Source organism: Oceanobacillus luteolus (assembly GCF_042678205.1).
Lineage (GTDB): Bacteria > Bacillota > Bacilli > Bacillales > Amphibacillaceae > Oceanobacillus > Oceanobacillus luteolus.
The window spans coordinates 1-15,905 of sequence record NZ_JBHUDE010000132.1 but is presented as its reverse complement, the minus strand read 5'-3'; the positions used below and the strand labels follow the sequence as shown (position 1 = coordinate 15,905).

17 protein-coding genes and 2 riboswitches are annotated in these 15,905 nt (G+C 38.9%); of the genes, 3 read left to right on the top strand and 14 right to left on the bottom strand.

All coding sequences use genetic code 11. The features are described from left to right. Positions 1 to 271 precede the first annotated feature (271 nt). Complete coding sequence (locus ACFSBH_RS14235; RefSeq protein WP_379598191.1) at positions 272 to 1,144, top strand: GNAT family N-acetyltransferase; 873 nt, start codon at positions 272 to 274, stop codon at positions 1,142 to 1,144. A 2-nt stretch (positions 1,145 to 1,146) separates the two neighbouring features. Here ACFSBH_RS14235 and ACFSBH_RS14230 read toward each other — a convergent pair whose 3' ends face one another. The 3 genes from ACFSBH_RS14230 to ACFSBH_RS14220 are packed head-to-tail and all read right to left on the bottom strand — an operon-like array spanning position 1,147 to position 2,857. After that, positions 1,147 to 1,596 carry a hypothetical protein gene (locus tag ACFSBH_RS14230; RefSeq protein WP_379598189.1) on the bottom strand — a complete coding sequence of 150 codons (450 nt, stop codon included), beginning with the start codon at positions 1,594 to 1,596 and terminating at the stop codon, positions 1,147 to 1,149. A gap of 51 nt (positions 1,597 to 1,647) precedes the next feature. Beyond that, positions 1,648 to 2,430 carry a hypothetical protein gene (locus ACFSBH_RS14225; RefSeq protein ID WP_379598187.1) on the bottom strand — a complete coding sequence of 261 codons (783 nt, stop codon included), beginning with the start codon at positions 2,428 to 2,430 and terminating at the stop codon, positions 1,648 to 1,650. Between the two features lie 16 nt (positions 2,431 to 2,446). Next, entirely contained in the window at positions 2,447 to 2,857 is a 411-nt protein-coding gene (locus ACFSBH_RS14220) for a hypothetical protein (protein ID WP_251517364.1), read from the bottom strand. 372 nt (positions 2,858 to 3,229) lie between these two features. On the opposite strand from ACFSBH_RS14220, the gene ACFSBH_RS14215 reads away from it, so the two are divergent. Then, positions 3,230 to 3,625 (top strand): RDD family protein, encoded by a 396-nt coding sequence (locus ACFSBH_RS14215; RefSeq protein WP_379598185.1) that lies wholly within the window; start codon positions 3,230 to 3,232, stop codon positions 3,623 to 3,625. A 117-nt stretch (positions 3,626 to 3,742) separates the two neighbouring features. On the opposite strand, the gene ACFSBH_RS14210 is transcribed toward ACFSBH_RS14215, so the two are convergent. The 3 genes from ACFSBH_RS14210 to ACFSBH_RS14200 form a co-directional block, all read right to left on the bottom strand. Then, positions 3,743 to 4,474, bottom strand: coding sequence for a hypothetical protein (locus ACFSBH_RS14210; RefSeq protein WP_379598183.1), 732 nt, complete (start codon positions 4,472 to 4,474; stop codon positions 3,743 to 3,745). Between the two features lie 61 nt (positions 4,475 to 4,535). After that, on the bottom strand, positions 4,536 to 5,234 hold the full coding sequence (locus ACFSBH_RS14205) for a deoxynucleoside kinase (RefSeq protein WP_379598181.1): 699 nt from the start codon (positions 5,232 to 5,234) through the stop codon (positions 4,536 to 4,538). Continuing rightward, a complete protein-coding gene (locus ACFSBH_RS14200; protein WP_379598179.1) occupies positions 5,231 to 5,881 on the bottom strand; it encodes a deoxynucleoside kinase in 651 nt (216 codons plus the stop codon). Before ACFSBH_RS14200 ends, ACFSBH_RS14205 begins: the two co-directional genes overlap by 4 nt. 253 nt (positions 5,882 to 6,134) lie before the next feature. Here ACFSBH_RS14200 and ACFSBH_RS14195 point away from each other — a divergent pair, with 253 nt between their 5' ends. Next, positions 6,135 to 7,355 (top strand): dicarboxylate/amino acid:cation symporter, encoded by a 1,221-nt coding sequence (locus ACFSBH_RS14195; protein WP_251517372.1) that lies wholly within the window; start codon positions 6,135 to 6,137, stop codon positions 7,353 to 7,355. 27 nt (positions 7,356 to 7,382) lie between these two features. Here the strand turns inward: ACFSBH_RS14195 and ACFSBH_RS14190 are convergent, their stop codons facing one another. The 8 genes from ACFSBH_RS14190 to ACFSBH_RS14155 form a co-directional block, all read right to left on the bottom strand. Then, positions 7,383 to 8,531: a glycosyltransferase family 4 protein gene (locus ACFSBH_RS14190; RefSeq protein ID WP_379598177.1), complete on the bottom strand. Its 1,149-nt coding sequence runs from the start codon at positions 8,529 to 8,531 to the stop codon at positions 7,383 to 7,385. 130 nt (positions 8,532 to 8,661) lie between these two features. Next, on the bottom strand, positions 8,662 to 9,207 hold the full coding sequence (locus tag ACFSBH_RS14185) for a phosphatase PAP2 family protein (protein WP_251517352.1): 546 nt from the start codon (positions 9,205 to 9,207) through the stop codon (positions 8,662 to 8,664). 146 nt (positions 9,208 to 9,353) lie between these two features. Next, positions 9,354 to 9,998 carry a PAQR family membrane homeostasis protein TrhA gene (gene trhA / locus ACFSBH_RS14180; RefSeq protein WP_379598174.1) on the bottom strand — a complete coding sequence of 215 codons (645 nt, stop codon included), beginning with the start codon at positions 9,996 to 9,998 and terminating at the stop codon, positions 9,354 to 9,356. A gap of 126 nt (positions 9,999 to 10,124) precedes the next feature. Then, entirely contained in the window at positions 10,125 to 11,324 is a 1,200-nt protein-coding gene (locus tag ACFSBH_RS14175) for a phosphoglycerate dehydrogenase (protein WP_251517348.1), read from the bottom strand. A gap of 112 nt (positions 11,325 to 11,436) precedes the next feature. Beyond that, a riboswitch (glycine riboswitch) is annotated at positions 11,437 to 11,513 on the bottom strand. A 95-nt stretch (positions 11,514 to 11,608) separates the two neighbouring features. Next, positions 11,609 to 11,690, bottom strand: a riboswitch (ZMP/ZTP riboswitch). A gap of 195 nt (positions 11,691 to 11,885) precedes the next feature. Further along, entirely contained in the window at positions 11,886 to 13,343 is a 1,458-nt protein-coding gene (locus ACFSBH_RS14170; protein WP_251517345.1) for a protein adenylyltransferase SelO, read from the bottom strand. Positions 13,344 to 13,510: 167 nt separating this feature from the next. Then, the gene (locus ACFSBH_RS14165; protein WP_251517342.1) at positions 13,511 to 14,788 is read right to left on the bottom strand and encodes a M20 family metallopeptidase; all 1,278 of its coding nucleotides are present in this window, start codon (positions 14,786 to 14,788) and stop codon (positions 13,511 to 13,513) included. 198 nt (positions 14,789 to 14,986) lie between these two features. After that, on the bottom strand, positions 14,987 to 15,331 hold the full coding sequence (locus tag ACFSBH_RS14160) for an ASCH domain-containing protein (protein ID WP_251517340.1): 345 nt from the start codon (positions 15,329 to 15,331) through the stop codon (positions 14,987 to 14,989). Then, entirely contained in the window at positions 15,328 to 15,801 is a 474-nt protein-coding gene (locus ACFSBH_RS14155; RefSeq protein WP_251517338.1) for an alpha/beta fold hydrolase, read from the bottom strand. Before ACFSBH_RS14155 ends, ACFSBH_RS14160 begins: the two co-directional genes overlap by 4 nt. Positions 15,802 to 15,905: the final 104 nt, after the last annotated feature.

The window sequence follows — 15,905 nt, the reverse complement described above, 5'->3', positions numbered from 1 at the left end:
TAACTTTACTGGGTTAGTTTAGTGTTGCCTTTTTTAAGGATAATGCACCTTGATAACTGAACAATTATTTATTTACCTCTTGACATATCACCGCAGGTCTTTATTTATGTCAAAACAATATAATAAGCGAGTTACCTTTTATAAGTATTTTATAGAAAGCTATACATGAATACAATTGAAACGTACTGGAAACTTCTCGACTGAAATATTGCTGAAGAAAAGATATACTGATACAAGAAATAGGAAAGGAAGAGACTCGATGATACGCACAATGGCAATACGAAGACTTCATGGAGAGGATCTCGAACTATTCAAAGATATGAATACCGGCATAGAGGACGACTATGTATTACGTGTATTTGATCAATTAACAGAAGGGAACAATCGGCTTTTTGGGCTTTTCATAAATGATCAAATCGCAGTTATCGGCGGCTTTACACTCTTTAAAAAACGCTATGCGATGTTAGGTCGATTAAGGACAGATCGCAGATTCCGTGGTCAAAATCTTGCAACCGAATTGAACAGATATTTAATCAAAGAAGCTTTCCATATCGATGGAATCGACTGGGTCGGGGCGAATACACAAGAAGATAATTTTCCAGCGAAACGAGTACTTAAGAAACTGGGACTTACACCCCTAACCGCTTTACATGGAGCATGGACGGATAACTTATCTTCCTTATCAAATGATCAGGAACAATGGCAAGAGGTCTATAACAAAGACGAAAAGAAGGACTGGATACAGGGTGCAATCATAGATACAAATTATATTTTCCCCTACGCTTGCTATTATCCATTTCCCACATCTTGGGAACTATTCAATGGAGATGAACTCGATCATTGGCGTTTCTTTGAAAATAAACAACGGACCCGATTTTTCATCTTAAAAACCGACCAGAAGAAACATCATTACCTTCATTTAGTGTATCCTTGGAATGACTTACATCTCCAGACTGGAATATGGGAAACGACACAATCAGTATATGAGGATATCGTGAAGGAAAATCCAAATGAGCAGACATATATTTGGGTAGATTTAACAAAAGAAGCAGCCAGCCAATTACCTAAAAACCACTCATTTACATTACCTTCTCCATGGGTTTTACATGGTATCACAAAAGAAAAATGGGAGCGAATGAATTAACTTCATTCCTCCCCTCCAGCTTCACTACTATATTCAATGGTCACTTCTTCCATTTCCTTAATCGCAGCTTGATAAATCCGTTCCAACTCCTTTTCCAACACCGCTTTATCTTCAGTTCCTATTTCCAAATTTGGGAGTTGTTGGAGCTTTTCATCAGCATATTTCCGAAGCATGTCAACTTGCTTTTCCTTTTCTTCTTCAATGAGTTCTTGCAATTCTATCTCTACTTCGGTAACCTTTTCTACCAGTGCTGCCTTTAAACGTTCGGTCTGTTCGGCTTGTTCCTCTTGAATTGCTCTGTCAATTTCCTCGATAGATTCATCCGTCTTATTATTAAACCAAGTTGTTAGAACACCAGAAATAGAAGAATCTGCAGCAGTTATTGTTAATCCCCCAGTAAACAGCGCAACACTAATCAATAGAATATAAAATGACCGTTTCTTTTTACCCATGATTAACCTCCGGAAAAGAAGGGGAAGGTTCTGGAAAAGAGCCTAACCTTTTTATTCATTGATGCGTGATATAACCGCATCTAAAGCAGCCTTTGCTTCTTCACCCAGTTGCTGCGCTGTAGCCGTAATCAATTCTTCCTGCTGGCTCACTAAAGCATCCAGGACGTTATTTACTTCTTCCGTCAAGCTGTCGATTGCCCAATCCACTTGGTTTCTAAGATTTCTTGAAGTAATCTCTTCCTGTGTTTCCAATTCTGCCGCTAATTCTTCTTGTGCAGCCTGTATAGCCTCTTCCAACTCCTGAACCGCCTGATCTCTCGCCACTTCAATATCAGATGTCAGTTGAGCGATTGCAGCATTCCCTGATTCAGATGTAAATGTGGTTAAGTCATTGGTTGCATATTCCAGGCCAGCATCTGCATTTCTTAAGATTTCGAAGTACCCATCAAGAAATACATTGTAGAACTGCAATCCAACCTCAGCTAAAATCGCCTGCTTCTCCCCATCAATCTCTCCGATATGCTCCAATTTCGCTTGAATAAGTTCTTCCAATGTTGTTCCTGTCGCCAATTCCCTGCTTAAATCAATATCCACACCGGCTTGCTCTTTTAAAGCAGCATATTCAGCCTCAAGCCCAGGCAACTTACTTTCAACGTACGCTTCTGTATCTGCTTCAATATCGGCTACCGATTGACCAAACATCCCGTTATACCATGCACGCAGCTGCTCCCCTGCACTCGTGGATGCAAAAGCCATCCCCGCCCCCCAAACCATGACAATAGCTAATCCAAATATGGTAATCTTCCCTTTGAAAGAATGCATAAATTTTTTCACTAGTTAACTCCCCTTTTCATTGTTTAAGTAGTAAATCTTCCAGATATTCTGTTATCTCTGTATTGATTTCTTTTCTAATGCTTTCTTCTTTCTCTTTTTCATAATGGTTTAATCTTTTTAGTAAACTTCGTTCCTTCTTCGATTCTTCCAACTCTTTTTCAATTTGAATCCGATAGTCCTGCAAATCATTGATCACGGTATCAACTTCCAGTTTAATTACTAACTCGGACTCCTCTTTCCGTGCCTTCATTTTCTCTTTTGCATTATCGGCTTCTTGGTGAAAAAGAGTGGGGATCAAGTTGATTATTTCTTGAGTTGACTGCTTATGTAGATTCAAAGAGGTATTTTCGGTTGCTTCGGCAGATGATAGATTAAAATGTAAGAGCAACAATAGAAAAAGACTTCCTAACCGCAACGTTTTTCCCACATCACCTCTTCCTTTCCCTTTTCTAGTAAATTACTGTTAAGTTTTATAGTAACAGATTGAATAATATTAAAAATCGGAAAATTAAACTATTTTTGTTCTAGTAGTAAAGATAGCCTCCTTTCATTTTATCTGGGAGTAACCTTCGCGCACGGTACTAATACATGGTTATATACTCCCAAAGCGAAAAAATAGAATAGAAATTTCTTCTATGAGGAAAAAAGCATTTTCCTCTCTCTATTCCTAAAGTATGATATTGTCTCAAATACCAAACTATATACCCGGCCATTTTGAAACTTTTTATCTGTAAATTTGAAACAAATCCTATCATTTTTCGTATAAACTATTAATTAGTATAAACAGGAGGGGAAAATATTGGAGCATATTACAAAAAAACGTTTGAAAGCAATACTTATCGATTCTTTTCTGAGTGGTGTCGTATCTTATGGAGCAGAATGTATCTTACGGAAAAAAATTAAGAATGAGGCTTTCCATGCAGTTGTATTGCCATTTGCGACACAGTACACACTTGAGTATGTGCAATTGAAAACTACTGGCAGCACGGTCGGCTATAAGTTGATGGGGCTGGAGCTGGCCAATGAAGATGACGGTGAATTAACCGGTAAACAAATCGTAAAACGTATGGTACATCGCGATACGACGAGTACAATAGAGTATATCCGTGATCGAAAAAACTTTGCAGAGCAAGATGGAGCCGTCTTTCCCCACGACAAGAGGACAGGCACCATTGTTAGAGAAGTGTCGAAGTAATAGTTTTGAAGTTTAAAGACAATAAAACACAGCTCCGTTACACTTAGGGAGCTGTGTTTTCATTTTCCATCACATGAACCATGAAAGGATAGAAACAAAGATTTAAAACGTTATAGCTTACTTTCCTTGTTTCTGTTTTTCGCGAAGAAAGAATTCTACAGAAGGTAATTCATCGTTTTTCAAAAATTGGGATGAGTAATTCGAAGCTTCTTCAATTTTATCCGACAAATAGTTTTTTCTTTCAAAGAGAATACTGCGGAAGTAATCGAGCTGTCTCATTACTTTTGCCGTTAGTGCTTCCTGACTATCCAATCGTTTTTCAAACTTTTTATTTGCCTCTTCCTGAGAGTCCAACTGATTCATTATGCTCTCCTGCATTTCCAATTGTTTATTCACACTGTTTGACAACTGTTCATTTTCCTTTGAAATGTTCTCCAACTTTTGAAGCAGTTGCTGATGGTTCGAAGACATCCTACTCCATTTTTCTTGGAGTTCGGTTTCTTTTAATCGGCCTTTCTTCAATTGGTTACGGGTTGCAGATTGTTCCATTTCCAACTTGGTCAGCTGATCCAACAGTTCCTGTTCCATCACAACTTGCTTTTTATTGAATTGTTCCAAGGTTTTTAATTGACCTTCCACATTCAGCCATTTTCTTTCTTCTTCTACATGTTGGTTGTCAATCAACGTTTTTATACTTTGTATATGGGATTGAATGGCATGATTAAAACGGGCTTGTTCTTTCACCATTTCGGATGCATGGTTATATATAAAAACATCCTGGTTATTTCCTTCCAGTTCCGCACCATTTCGATAAATATTCAGTTTATTTTCATTGATATAGAGCCCCATCGTTTCACCCCTTGTGCATTACTCCCATTATTTTATGCAGTAATCACAAGATAGGGACTTTCTATTCGATTCGGTTATCTGCGAATGTAGAAACAGACTGCTTCACGCTGCGGCCACCAATCACACGGCTCACTTTTTCAAGAATTAAGTCAACCGATTCTTCGTCATTGAACAAATCATAATCCGCAATATTAATCCGTAATACCGGGCAAGCATTAAAGCTGTCAATCCATTTACTATAACGGTCATGCATTTCTTCCCAATAACTTATTGGTGTGCTCTTTTCCATTTCTCTTCCACGTTCATGAATCCGTTTAAGGACTTCATCCAATGAACCTTCAATGTAGATAAGCAAATCTGGATGAGGAAAATATGGAGTCATGACCATCGCATCAAATAAGTTTTTATACGTTTCATAATCGGTCGGGGTCATCGTCCCTTTCTCATAATGCATCTTGGCAAAAATCCCCGTGTCTTCATATATCGACCGATCTTGGACAAATCCGCCGCCATACTCAAAGATTTTCTTTTGTTCTTTGAACCGTTCCGCAAGAAAATACACTTGCAAGTGGAAGCTCCAACGCTGAAAATCTTCATAAAAACTTTCCAAATATGGGTTATTATCTACCTTTTCAAAAGATGTCTTGAAATTCAATGCGTTTGCTAGCGTTTTTGTCATCGTGGATTTGCCTACACCAACGGTACCGGCAATCGTAATTACTGCATCATTTGGGATTCCGTATTTCTCTCTTGCATTCATTGTTCTGCTCCTTTTACCATAAGCTCTTCTAACTTTTCTTCCACGGCTGCGATAATAGAATTCAATTTTTCCGGATAACGGACGAAATCCTGCTCATCACCGTTTATTCGTAGAACGGGGATTTCGGGATGTTCCTGTTCAAATCTCTCCATAAAATGATCGTAATCACTAGAAAGCTGATTTAAGTATGCAGGATCAATATTTCTTTCAATTTTTCTATCACGCTTTTTAATTCGTTCCAAAATGGTTTCTAGACTTCCTGTTATGTATATGATTAAATTCGGCAAAGGCATGTCCTTTGTAAGAATTTCATAAATCTGCTCATATTTTTCCAACTGGTTGCCACTTAGTGTACGTCTTGCAAAGATCATATTTTTAGCTATATGATAATCAGCAACAACAGGATGTTGCTTCATTAAATAGTTCTTCTGTATATCTTCCAATTGTTTATAACGATTACATAAAAAAAACATTTCCGTTTGAAAGCTCCATTCGCTTACATCTTCATAAAATTTACCGAGAAAAGGGTTTTCATCGACAATTTCTTTTAATAAATGAAAATCAAAATGAGTGGATATCCTTTGTGCCAGCGATGTTTTTCCAATGCCAATTGGACCTTCAACTGCAATGAATGGTATTTTCGCCATTGTAACTCCCTCCTCAAATCAGACCTTTCATATTCTAACATAATATTTTTTATTCTACTAGAGAGGAAATGTACTCCATATTTCAATTTTACATTTTATGATGAGCTAGATTTAGTAGGTTAGGATGTTAGAAGTTAGGGGTATATTCTATTACATTCCAATTCAGCCAGCGACCAACCAACCTTCCTTGTCCATACTAGCATTTCTACGCCGGAACGAATCCATATTATTTAAAGAAAGATGGGGAGTAAAGATGAGTTTAACGAAACAAATTGTAATCGCACTAATAGCAGGTGTTGTTGCAGGTATATGTTTGACATTTGTGCCTAGTAATATTTTTAATAACATTGATACGTACTTATTAAGCCCAGTAGGGCAAATTTTCTTAAATCTGATTATGATGCTCGTAGTACCAATTGTATTTGTATCCATCGTACTTGGAACAGCAGGCCTTGGTAACCCGGCTGAATTAGGTAAGATAGGTATTGGTGCACTGGGGTTTTTCCTAGTTACATCAGCGATCGCCATTGCAATTGGTTTAGGAATAGGAAATATACTAGAGCCTGGAAAAGAAGGCGTATTTGAAACAGATGCAACATTTGAAGGGGAAGAAGCACCCCCAATCATGGATACGATAACTAATATTATCCCTGAAAACCCAATAAGTGCGATGGCATCGGGAGACATGTTGCAAATTATTGCATTTGCTGTATTTATTGGGATTGCACTTGCCATTTTAAAAGAAAAGACAATTGGTATCCATCAATTGTTTGAACAGGCTAACGAAATATTAAATTGGTTAATTACCAAAATCATGTATGTGGCACCATATGGAGCGTTCGCGCTGATCGCTTCTGCAATTGGAGGAGCTGGAATTGATGCTTTAAGCTCTATGGCAATGTATATGATTGCCGTCCTTCTCAGTCTCCTTATCCATGGTACGTTCGTATATGGCTCAGCGATTTTGTTTCTTGGCAAAGCAAATCCGGTAACATTTTTTAAAGGGTTCTTCCCTGCAATGTCAGTTGGTTTCAGTACATCCAGTTCCAATGCGACATTACCGATTTCAATGAAAACCGCTCAAGAAAAACTTGGCGTAAAAAAAGAAATCTCAAGCTTCGTGCAACCTTTAGGAGCAACCATCAATATGGATGGTACTGCGATTATGCAAGCAGTCGCAGTCGTATTCATTTCTCAGGTGTACGCCATTCCATTGTCACTCACCGATTATTTACTTGTTATCCTGACCGCTACGCTTGCAAGTATCGGAACTGCTGGAGTTCCTAGTGTAGGATTGGTCATGCTTGCGATGGTGTTAAATCAAGTCAATCTCCCGGTAGAAGGAATTGCATTGATTATCGGTGTGGACCGATTACTGGACATGGTCAGAACATCCGTCAACATTACCGGAGATGCGACTTGTGCATATATCTTGTCCGAAAGGGAAAAACGAAATACCCACACAGCCAATTAAAAAAGAGGACGAAATCGTCCTCTTTTTCTATGCAAGAATATCTAATTTCCATGTATCTATTGAAAGAACATCTTCATAGTTGTCTAGTAATCGATGAAAGATGGTCTCCCAGGATTGAGCTTGGGCGTATCGAAATCCCTGTTCCCCCATTCGAACTCGTAGTTCATCATTGGAAAGCAACGAAACAACTGCTTGCGCAAACTGCATAGCATTTTTCTCTTCACATAAAAGACCCGTCTTTCCCCGTTCGATGATGTTCCTTACACCACCTGCATCCGCACCAATCACTGGTGTACCACAAGCGAGTGATTCTAAAACAACATTTCCGAATGTCTCTGATGCGGATGGGAATACAAAGAGATTTGCTGCAGCATAGACTCTCGCAAGTTCTTTACCTTCAATAAATCCAGTCAATGTCATATTATCTGGTGCCGCTGTCTTCAGACCCTCTTTCAGTGGGCCATCACCTACAACAAGCCAGTGGACCTTTTCTTTTATCCCTTCTGGTAAGTGCTCAGCAATAGACGGTAAAAGCATAATATCTTTTTCTGACGCAATCCGTCCTACATAGAGCAATATATACTTTTCTTCTATACCGTATGTTGTTCGAACCAATTCTGTATGATAATCACGATGGAAAATATCTCCGTCAATTCCTCTTGGCCAAATAGCTATATTTTTAAAATCATGTTCCTCCAGACGTACTTTCGTATCAATGGAAGGTACAAAAATCTTTTCCAGTGGACGATGAAACCATTTCAAATATTTCCATAGCACATCCGTCAAAAATTGTAAGTGATAGTGTTCAAGATATTTATCAAAATCTGTATGATAGGAACCAACTAGAGGGATATGATACTTTTTAGCAAAATGCAGTCCACATAAGCCTAAATTAAAAGGTGTCGCCACATGGATAATATCCGGCTTAAATTCCATTATTTCCTCTTTGATCTGTAACATGTTAGGAAAAGCTATCCGGCATTCAGGATACAATAAAAATGGCATACTTTGAAAGGATAAAACTTGTGAAGAAAATTGACTCTCTTTCGTCGCTTTTGGTGCAAATACACGATAATCAATATTATTTTTCTTTAAGAATTTCGTATATCGATCAAGCGTCCTTGCCACCCCATTCACATCTGGAACAAAAGTATCTGTAAAAATAGCTATTCTCATAATAACCCCCACATGATTATCATTTTTGATAACTTCCATACCGTAATACTTTATTCATTATGCGTTTTCCAACCGGATTACAGCGCTGTGCTTCCCTACATCTTTAAAAGTTCAAAAGATCATGCACCATTTACAAAACATGCGGAACAAATTGCTGTATCGCTAAAAATGAACACAGACCGGTTGTACTGCCAAGCATCATTCCTACCAACACATCTGAAGGATAATGTAGTCCTAAGAAAATTCGTGATAAGCCAACTGAAACTCCAATGAACAATAGTGCGGAGAACAGTAACGGGGATAATAAAATAAATGGCACGGTGACAGAAAAAATCGCGGTCGTATGACCAGAAGGAAAGGAGTGGTCCTTTAATGGATTATCCAATACATTCGTATTTTCCAAAACAAAATAAGGACGTCTTCTTGGGTAAATCTTTTTCATGATTGCAACAGGCAAATGGCTGACTGCTAAAGAAATAGCCGCAGCAATCGCAGTCATCTGAACTTCTTGACGGGTAAAAAGCATGAGTAAAACAACCCCAGCGATAGTGAACGTTGCCCCACCTAAATGAGTAATGATACGAAAATATCGCTGTAACAAAGGATGATCAAAATATTTATTAATCGACCGGAAAAGCTGACTATCCACTTCATACAGGTTATCCCATATTTTCATCCTTCATCCCTCCTTCTTCTACCTCCATCTTAAGGGATGAATACTAATCCATTGCTAATTTACTTTAAAGCTATTGTAAAATTCCAGACAATAAAAAAATCAGCAGGTTTCATCTGCTGATTTCGAAAATATATTCATATATTTTATTAACTTGGTAATAAAAACAACAACACACAGAAGTAATGACAAACGGTACCAAATATCACGAATAGATGCCATACAAGGTGATGATACGGGAAGCCACGCCATACATAGAAAATACAACCGAACGTATAAAACATCCCTCCAACAACGAGTAACATCAGGCCCGTCGGATGAAGATTCGCGACAATCTGATTCCAACCAAGGACGACAATCCATCCCATTAATACATATAATAATGTAGAAGTGATGAGGAATCTCTTTGTAAAGAAAGCTTTAAATATAATGCCTCCCAACGCAATTCCCCATACGATGCCAAACATCGTCCAACCCAATGTACCTTGAATAACATGAAAAATAATTGGAGTATAGGTCCCTGCGATGAACAAATAAATGGAAGCATGATCAAAAATCTCAAAAAGATCCTTGGTTTTCCCCGGTGGTAAAGCGTGGGCCATCGTAGAAGAAAAATACAAGATGAGCATCGTCGAACCAAATATGGTGAAACTCACAACATGTAATGCAGTTCCTTCTGTAGCTGCAGTAAGAATCAATACAACTAATCCCGCGATACTGAAGAGTGCCCCAATTCCATGTGTGATTGCATTTGCAACCTCTTCACCTTTCGTAAAAACATGTGTTGTTGCCAAAAACATCATTCCTTAATTACTTATTTTGTCTAGTATACCAGATGTATACCTTTATTGTTCTTAGATTAACCAGAAGTCGGCTATTTTATCAAAAAAGGGGATAGAATCACCTCTATCCCCTAAATGTTAAATAATCCGTATACGTATCACATTTTCAATAGCATTGATTTCCGCTTGAATTCCCGGTAAAACATCACCATTCACTTTTTCATCGATATCAATCATCGTATAGGCAAAATCACCCCGACTTTTATTGATCATCGCAGCTATGTTCAATTCACGCGTAGAAATGATGGAACTGATTTGCCCTACCATATTCGGTACGTTCCGGTGGAATACGGTGATTCTGCGTTTTCCTGTATAAGGAAGAATCGCATTCGGGAAATTAACAGCATTCCGGATATTACCTGTTTCCAGAAAATCTTTTAATTGATGGGTAGCCATCCTTGCACAATTTTCTTCAGATTCTTTTGTAGATGCCCCGAGATGCGGTAAAGCAATTGCATTTTCCATATGCAAAATACGATCATTCGGGAAGTCAGTGATATATTTACCAATCTGACCTTCTTTTAATGCAACTTCCAGGTCATCCTCATTCACTAAGCCACCACGTGAAAAGTTAAATAAATGGACGCCAGGTTTCATGCGTTGGAAAGCCTCCGCATTCAGTTTACCTTTCGTTTCTTCCGTCAGTGGGACATGAATCGTTATATAATCCGCTTTTTCAAATACTTCCTCCATGGACATCGCACGTTCGATATTTCGTGAAAGTCTCCATGCAGTATCAACAGATATATATGGATCGTAACCAATAACATCCATATCCAAGTTCAACGCATCATTCGCAACGAGAGCACCAATTGCCCCCAGCCCAATCACACCAAGTTTTTTTCCTTTCACTTCTCGACCGACAAATTGCTTTTTCCCCTCTTCAATGAGCTTGGGTACATCTTCTCCCTTTCCTTTCAGCGAATTTACCCACTCAATCCCCTGAAATAAATTACGGGAAGAAGCCATTATTGCCGTAAGCACCATTTCTTTGACCGCGTTGGCATTTGCTCCAGGCGTATTGAAAACTACAATTCCCTTTTCCGCACAAGCTCGGATGGGGATGTTGTTTACACCAGCTCCAGCACGCGCAATAGCCTTCAAATTGTCATTGAACTCCATATCATGCATGTGATAACTGCGCACAACGATTCCATCAGGATTCTTTGCTTCATTATCAACTTTATAGTTTTCATCCTTTAAAACTGCCATTCCAGACTTAGCAATATTGTTTAATGTTTTGATCGTTTTAATTTTGTCTAAAGTTATTGTTGTCATCTCTCTAATCTTTCTCCTTTTTGGCTTTACTTTTCTTTCTCGTCTCCTAAGAAATAAAAAAAGACTGGAATAATTCCAATCTCAGAAGGAACGAAAACAACAAAAAAACCTCTTGTTTTCTTCTGTCCTTTTGCCTGAGATTTTGAACCCTTCGGCGATGCAATTTGCATTCTCTCCAGAAGCTGCTCCTGTCATAGTGTCACCCACAACATTCGTCGCTTGAAAATATTCTCTTTTCTGACCGCCCCCTTAAATATAAAAAGGCAAGGAGTTATGAAAGTTCCCTTACCTGCCCAGGCGATCGACACATACTCATTACGTGCTCCCTTGCGGTACTCCGCATTTTCGCCAGTTACACGTAACGTTTCAATTTGAAGCTATCTTAACAGAATTTAAAATATATTTCAATAGGTAAAGAGCCGATATTTTAAATTTTTCAGTCAGATGGAGTTATTATTATACTCCCTCTATCCACTACCTTTAATATACCCTTTCCATTTCACACATAAAAAAGAGAAACGAGCAATTCATTTGCTTGTTTCTCTTTTCAGTTCGCACATTTCACGTACCACAAAATGTCTGATATTCGTCTATTTCATAATTTCTCTGGGCAAATTCTTTCTGTTCATCAGAATGGGCATAAGGATTTTTCAACATGGCTAACAGGCTTTCCATCACCGTCTTGTCGTCGTTTTGAACTACAGCTGCGATCGCTTCCTCTACCCAGCGGTTTCTTGGGATGAGCGCTGGATTGCTCTTTCGCATGAGTTCATGGCTTTCTTCTTTACTTTGCTTTTGCCTGCTAAGTCGTTCCTGCCATTTTGTCTTCCATTTCTTAAAATCTTCCATTGCTCCCATAGGGAAGTTCGATTCATCTTCATACGTTAACGCAAGGAAAGTATTCGTATAATCAACTTGATAATGCTGCATCATGGACAACAAATCTTGAATTAATTTCTCATCTTCGGCTTCTTCGTCCATGATTCCAAGTTTAGCCCGCATACCAGCATAATAATGGTGACGATACAGCTTACTAAATTCTGAAATAGCCCCTTGTGCGTTATTCACCGCTTCTTCCTTACCACGACCAAGTAACGGCAGAAGTGATTCGGCAAAGCGGGCCAGGTTCCAAGAGGCAATACCTGGCTGATTTTGATAGGCATAACGACCATTGTAATCAATCGAACTGAATACCGTTTTTGGATCGTAATGATCCATGAAAGCACAGGGACCGTAATCGATGGTTTCTCCGCTAATTGTCATATTATCCGTATTCATGACGCCATGGATAAAACCAACAAGCTGCCATTTGGCGATCAATTGCGCTTGGCGTCTAATGACTTCCTGCAAAAATGCAAGATAAGGATTAGGTGACTCCATTACATCAGGGTCATGGCGTTCTATCGTGTAATCAGCAAGTTTCACAAGCTCTTCTATCTCTCCATATTTCGCAGCAAATTGAAAAGTTCCAACGCGTATATGACTTGATGCAACCCTTGTTAAAATTGCTCCTTCCAATTCGATTTCACGTTGGATCATCTCTCCAGTAGTGACTACCGCGAGACTTCTCGTCGTCGGTATATTCAATCTATGCATTGCTTCACTGATGATATATTCCCTTAACATCGGACCGAGTGCAGCCCTGCCATCACCACCACGTGAATAAGGGGTTTTACCTGCACCTTTAAGTTGGATATCATATCGTTCGTTATCTGGAGTAATGTGTTCACCAATTAACATGGCTCTTCCATCACCTAACATCGTGAAATGTCCGAATTGATGTCCAGCGTAGCTTTGAGCAATAGGAATGGAGTTTGTCGGAACACGGTTGCCGGCGAATATTTCAACAGCTTCTGCACCCTTCATTTCCTCATTGTTCAAGCCAACTGATGCTCCTAATTCATCATTGTATATGACTAGTTTTGGTTGTCTGACAGGGTTCGGTGTGACTTGCTCATAGAAAATCTCCGGGAGATCGGTGTACGTATTTTTTAGGTTCCAGCCTTGATTATTTTTCATAAAGACTCCTTATGGTATAGATGATATGTTATACGGATTAGTGTACTTCTTAGGACCATAGTTATTCAAGGTATTTGACTGTATAAGCGAACTTGTAAAATAGATAGATGAGTTAGAATTGAAGAAAGAAACTAGCTGTCGTGGAAATTTACCAAATCCATTACCACTTACTCCGTTAAATACCTTATGGCAGCCTCTGCAAACACCTCAGCACATTGTACAAGATTCTCCACCGAAACTTGTTCATCGTACCCATGGATTGTGTCTTGGATTCCAGGACCGTATAGTATCGTATCGATTCCATGATTCCGAAAGTGACTAGCATCGCTTGAACCAATTAGAAGGACACTGAAGACAGGTTCGCCCTTTCCTAGGACCGTACGGATTCCTTCCTCCACAGCCTGCACAATTTTGCTATTCTCTGAAGTCCAATTCGGATTGTTATGTCGTACCATTGGCTCTATCACAGCATCAGGGGACACAGCGTGAACTAGATTTCTCACAAAATCATAGACAAATTCAGGTCTCATCCCAAATGGAACTCGGATATCCACTTCGATGGTGCAGCTGTCCGCAACGACATTAACCTTTGTACCACCACGCATAATACCGGTATTAAAAGAAGGTCGGTATAACAAATGCGCTAACATAGGGTTGCCTTGACGGTTTGCTAAAAACCACTCGGTATGGTATAAAAGTTGCTGAAGTTCACGTGGTGGCGTCGCTGTATAATCCCATAACCTTGCTAATCCTTGGACTACAGTCGCACCTTTCTTGACAGCTGAAACACCACTGACCGGATGACGACTTCCATGGTCTGCTTCACCAGGTATTGTTATTTGCATCCATGCCATCGCCTTTTCTCCGATGTTGGGATGATGCGTGTGCGTCGGTTCACCAATGAGGCATGCATCCCCTGTAATCATCCCTTCTTCCAAAAGAGATGCCACTTCTATACCGCCATCTTCTTCATCTGGTGAAGCAATAAGAGCTAAACTTCCTTTTAAGTTTAAAGAAAAAGCGAACTCTTGAAGGAGTCCGGCTACAAAAACTAATGCTGCCATCCCACCTTTCATATCTGAAGCGCCCCTTCCGAGAAGCATTCCATCTCTAACTTCACCAGAATAAGGATCAAAAGTCCATTCTAGGGGATCTCCTGCAGGAACGACATCCGTATGACCACATAACAACAATCTTGGTCCTGGTATTCTATTCAATCGAGTCTCACCAATAACAGTAACCAGCTTATTTTGATTGCTTTCGTGCTCGGATATTTTAAAGCCTCTTGCTCCTAAATACCGGCTAATCTGAAAACCTATTTCCGCAGACCACTTCTCAAAATCAACTGATGGATTCTCCGACGGAATTCGAATGAATGCTGCAGCAAGGTCGACCAATTCCTGTTTTCTCGATCTGATTATCTGTCGAATCATACTGGCATCCATAAGACACACCCCTCCAGATATTATCCCAAGCCATAGTTCTAGTCTATTCTATGCGCTCTTTAATTTAATATATCTATAGGAGTAATTTGGAAGTATTAATTCAACCTCCGAATATATCATGGCAACCTGGATGATATGGAACAATAAGTCAATTTTAAAGTTGAGATTGACAATTAGTCTATTTCACTTTATTCATGTCTAACTGTCCATTTTAATTCTAATTGCTAAAACTCCCCATTCTTTTTCTTGCTCTTTTGTATAAATACTGTATGTTCCATCCAACATCTCTTCCATTGTCCAACCCCCACAATCAAACTCTTCAAACGGGATATCATTATACATCGCTTCAAATGTCTCATATGGATGAAGCCCCGTTACTTCTACTCTTAAATTATCATCCTGCTCTGGTACTTTGACAAATTCAATAATGTCACCAACTTGGATTTCTCTTCTTTTTTCATCATATAGACGGACTTCAACTTTCTTTCTCCCTTCCTTTATCGACTGGAAGTATTCACCATATAACCCCATTTGATGCTTCATGTTAATTCACCTCTTATCAAATCCAGTGTAGCATTTGGTTGTATTGACTGAAATGGTGCTACCATCTCGTCAAAAGTTTCCCTCTCCTCCAGAAACGGACTATGGTTGCTATAACTAAACTTATATAAAACCGAATTATGTAAGTTTGAGTGGATTTCTTCAGAAAATACGATTGGACATTGAGCATCATGTACACCGGAATAAACGAAGACAGGAACTGTAATATGTTTCAATTGGTCAACAATATCAAATGTCGGTAATTCTGTATAAGAATAATAATCCAATCGTTTTCCATTTGTTTTTCCACTGCTTGGTTTTTGAAAATATTCATTTCTCTTTTCTGGACGATACAACGACATATTCGACCATTCTACACCAGCGTTTCTTCTTTCTTCGCGATCATTAGATGTTTTTAAAATCTCCAGTATTTCCAATACCCTTTTATTTAACGGCGACTCCGGGCAATACATGCTAAACCAGCTAATAGTTGTCAATATTTTTCTCTAAAAAAATTAATTCTCTCATGATATACTAAAATTACGTATGCCAAATAACCCTCCACTACATAGTGATT

What these genes read in the sequence shown, in the direction of transcription:
- ACFSBH_RS14235 (WP_379598191.1), top strand. Translation starts at nt 272, where the DNA reads ATGGCAATACGAAGACTTCATGGAGAGGATCTCGAACTATTCAAAGAT.
- ACFSBH_RS14230 (WP_379598189.1), bottom strand. Translation starts at nt 1,596, where the DNA reads ATGGGTAAAAAGAAACGGTCATTTTATATTCTATTGATTAGTGTTGCG.
- ACFSBH_RS14210 (WP_379598183.1), bottom strand. Translation starts at nt 4,474, where the DNA reads ATGGGGCTCTATATCAATGAAAATAAACTGAATATTTATCGAAATGGT.
- ACFSBH_RS14205 (WP_379598181.1), bottom strand. Translation starts at nt 5,234, where the DNA reads ATGAATGCAAGAGAGAAATACGGAATCCCAAATGATGCAGTAATTACG.
- ACFSBH_RS14200 (WP_379598179.1), bottom strand. Translation starts at nt 5,881, where the DNA reads ATGGCGAAAATACCATTCATTGCAGTTGAAGGTCCAATTGGCATTGGA.
- ACFSBH_RS14195 (WP_251517372.1), top strand. Translation starts at nt 6,135, where the DNA reads ATGAGTTTAACGAAACAAATTGTAATCGCACTAATAGCAGGTGTTGTT.
- ACFSBH_RS14190 (WP_379598177.1), bottom strand. Translation starts at nt 8,531, where the DNA reads ATGAGAATAGCTATTTTTACAGATACTTTTGTTCCAGATGTGAATGGG.
- ACFSBH_RS14185 (WP_251517352.1), bottom strand. Translation starts at nt 9,207, where the DNA reads ATGAAAATATGGGATAACCTGTATGAAGTGGATAGTCAGCTTTTCCGG.
- ACFSBH_RS14175 (WP_251517348.1), bottom strand. Translation starts at nt 11,324, where the DNA reads ATGACAACAATAACTTTAGACAAAATTAAAACGATCAAAACATTAAAC.
- ACFSBH_RS14170 (WP_251517345.1), bottom strand. Translation starts at nt 13,343, where the DNA reads ATGAAAAATAATCAAGGCTGGAACCTAAAAAATACGTACACCGATCTC.
- ACFSBH_RS14165 (WP_251517342.1), bottom strand. Translation starts at nt 14,788, where the DNA reads ATGGATGCCAGTATGATTCGACAGATAATCAGATCGAGAAAACAGGAA.
- ACFSBH_RS14160 (WP_251517340.1), bottom strand. Translation starts at nt 15,331, where the DNA reads ATGAAGCATCAAATGGGGTTATATGGTGAATACTTCCAGTCGATAAAG.
- ACFSBH_RS14155 (WP_251517338.1), bottom strand. Translation starts at nt 15,801, where the DNA reads ATGTATTGCCCGGAGTCGCCGTTAAATAAAAGGGTATTGGAAATACTG.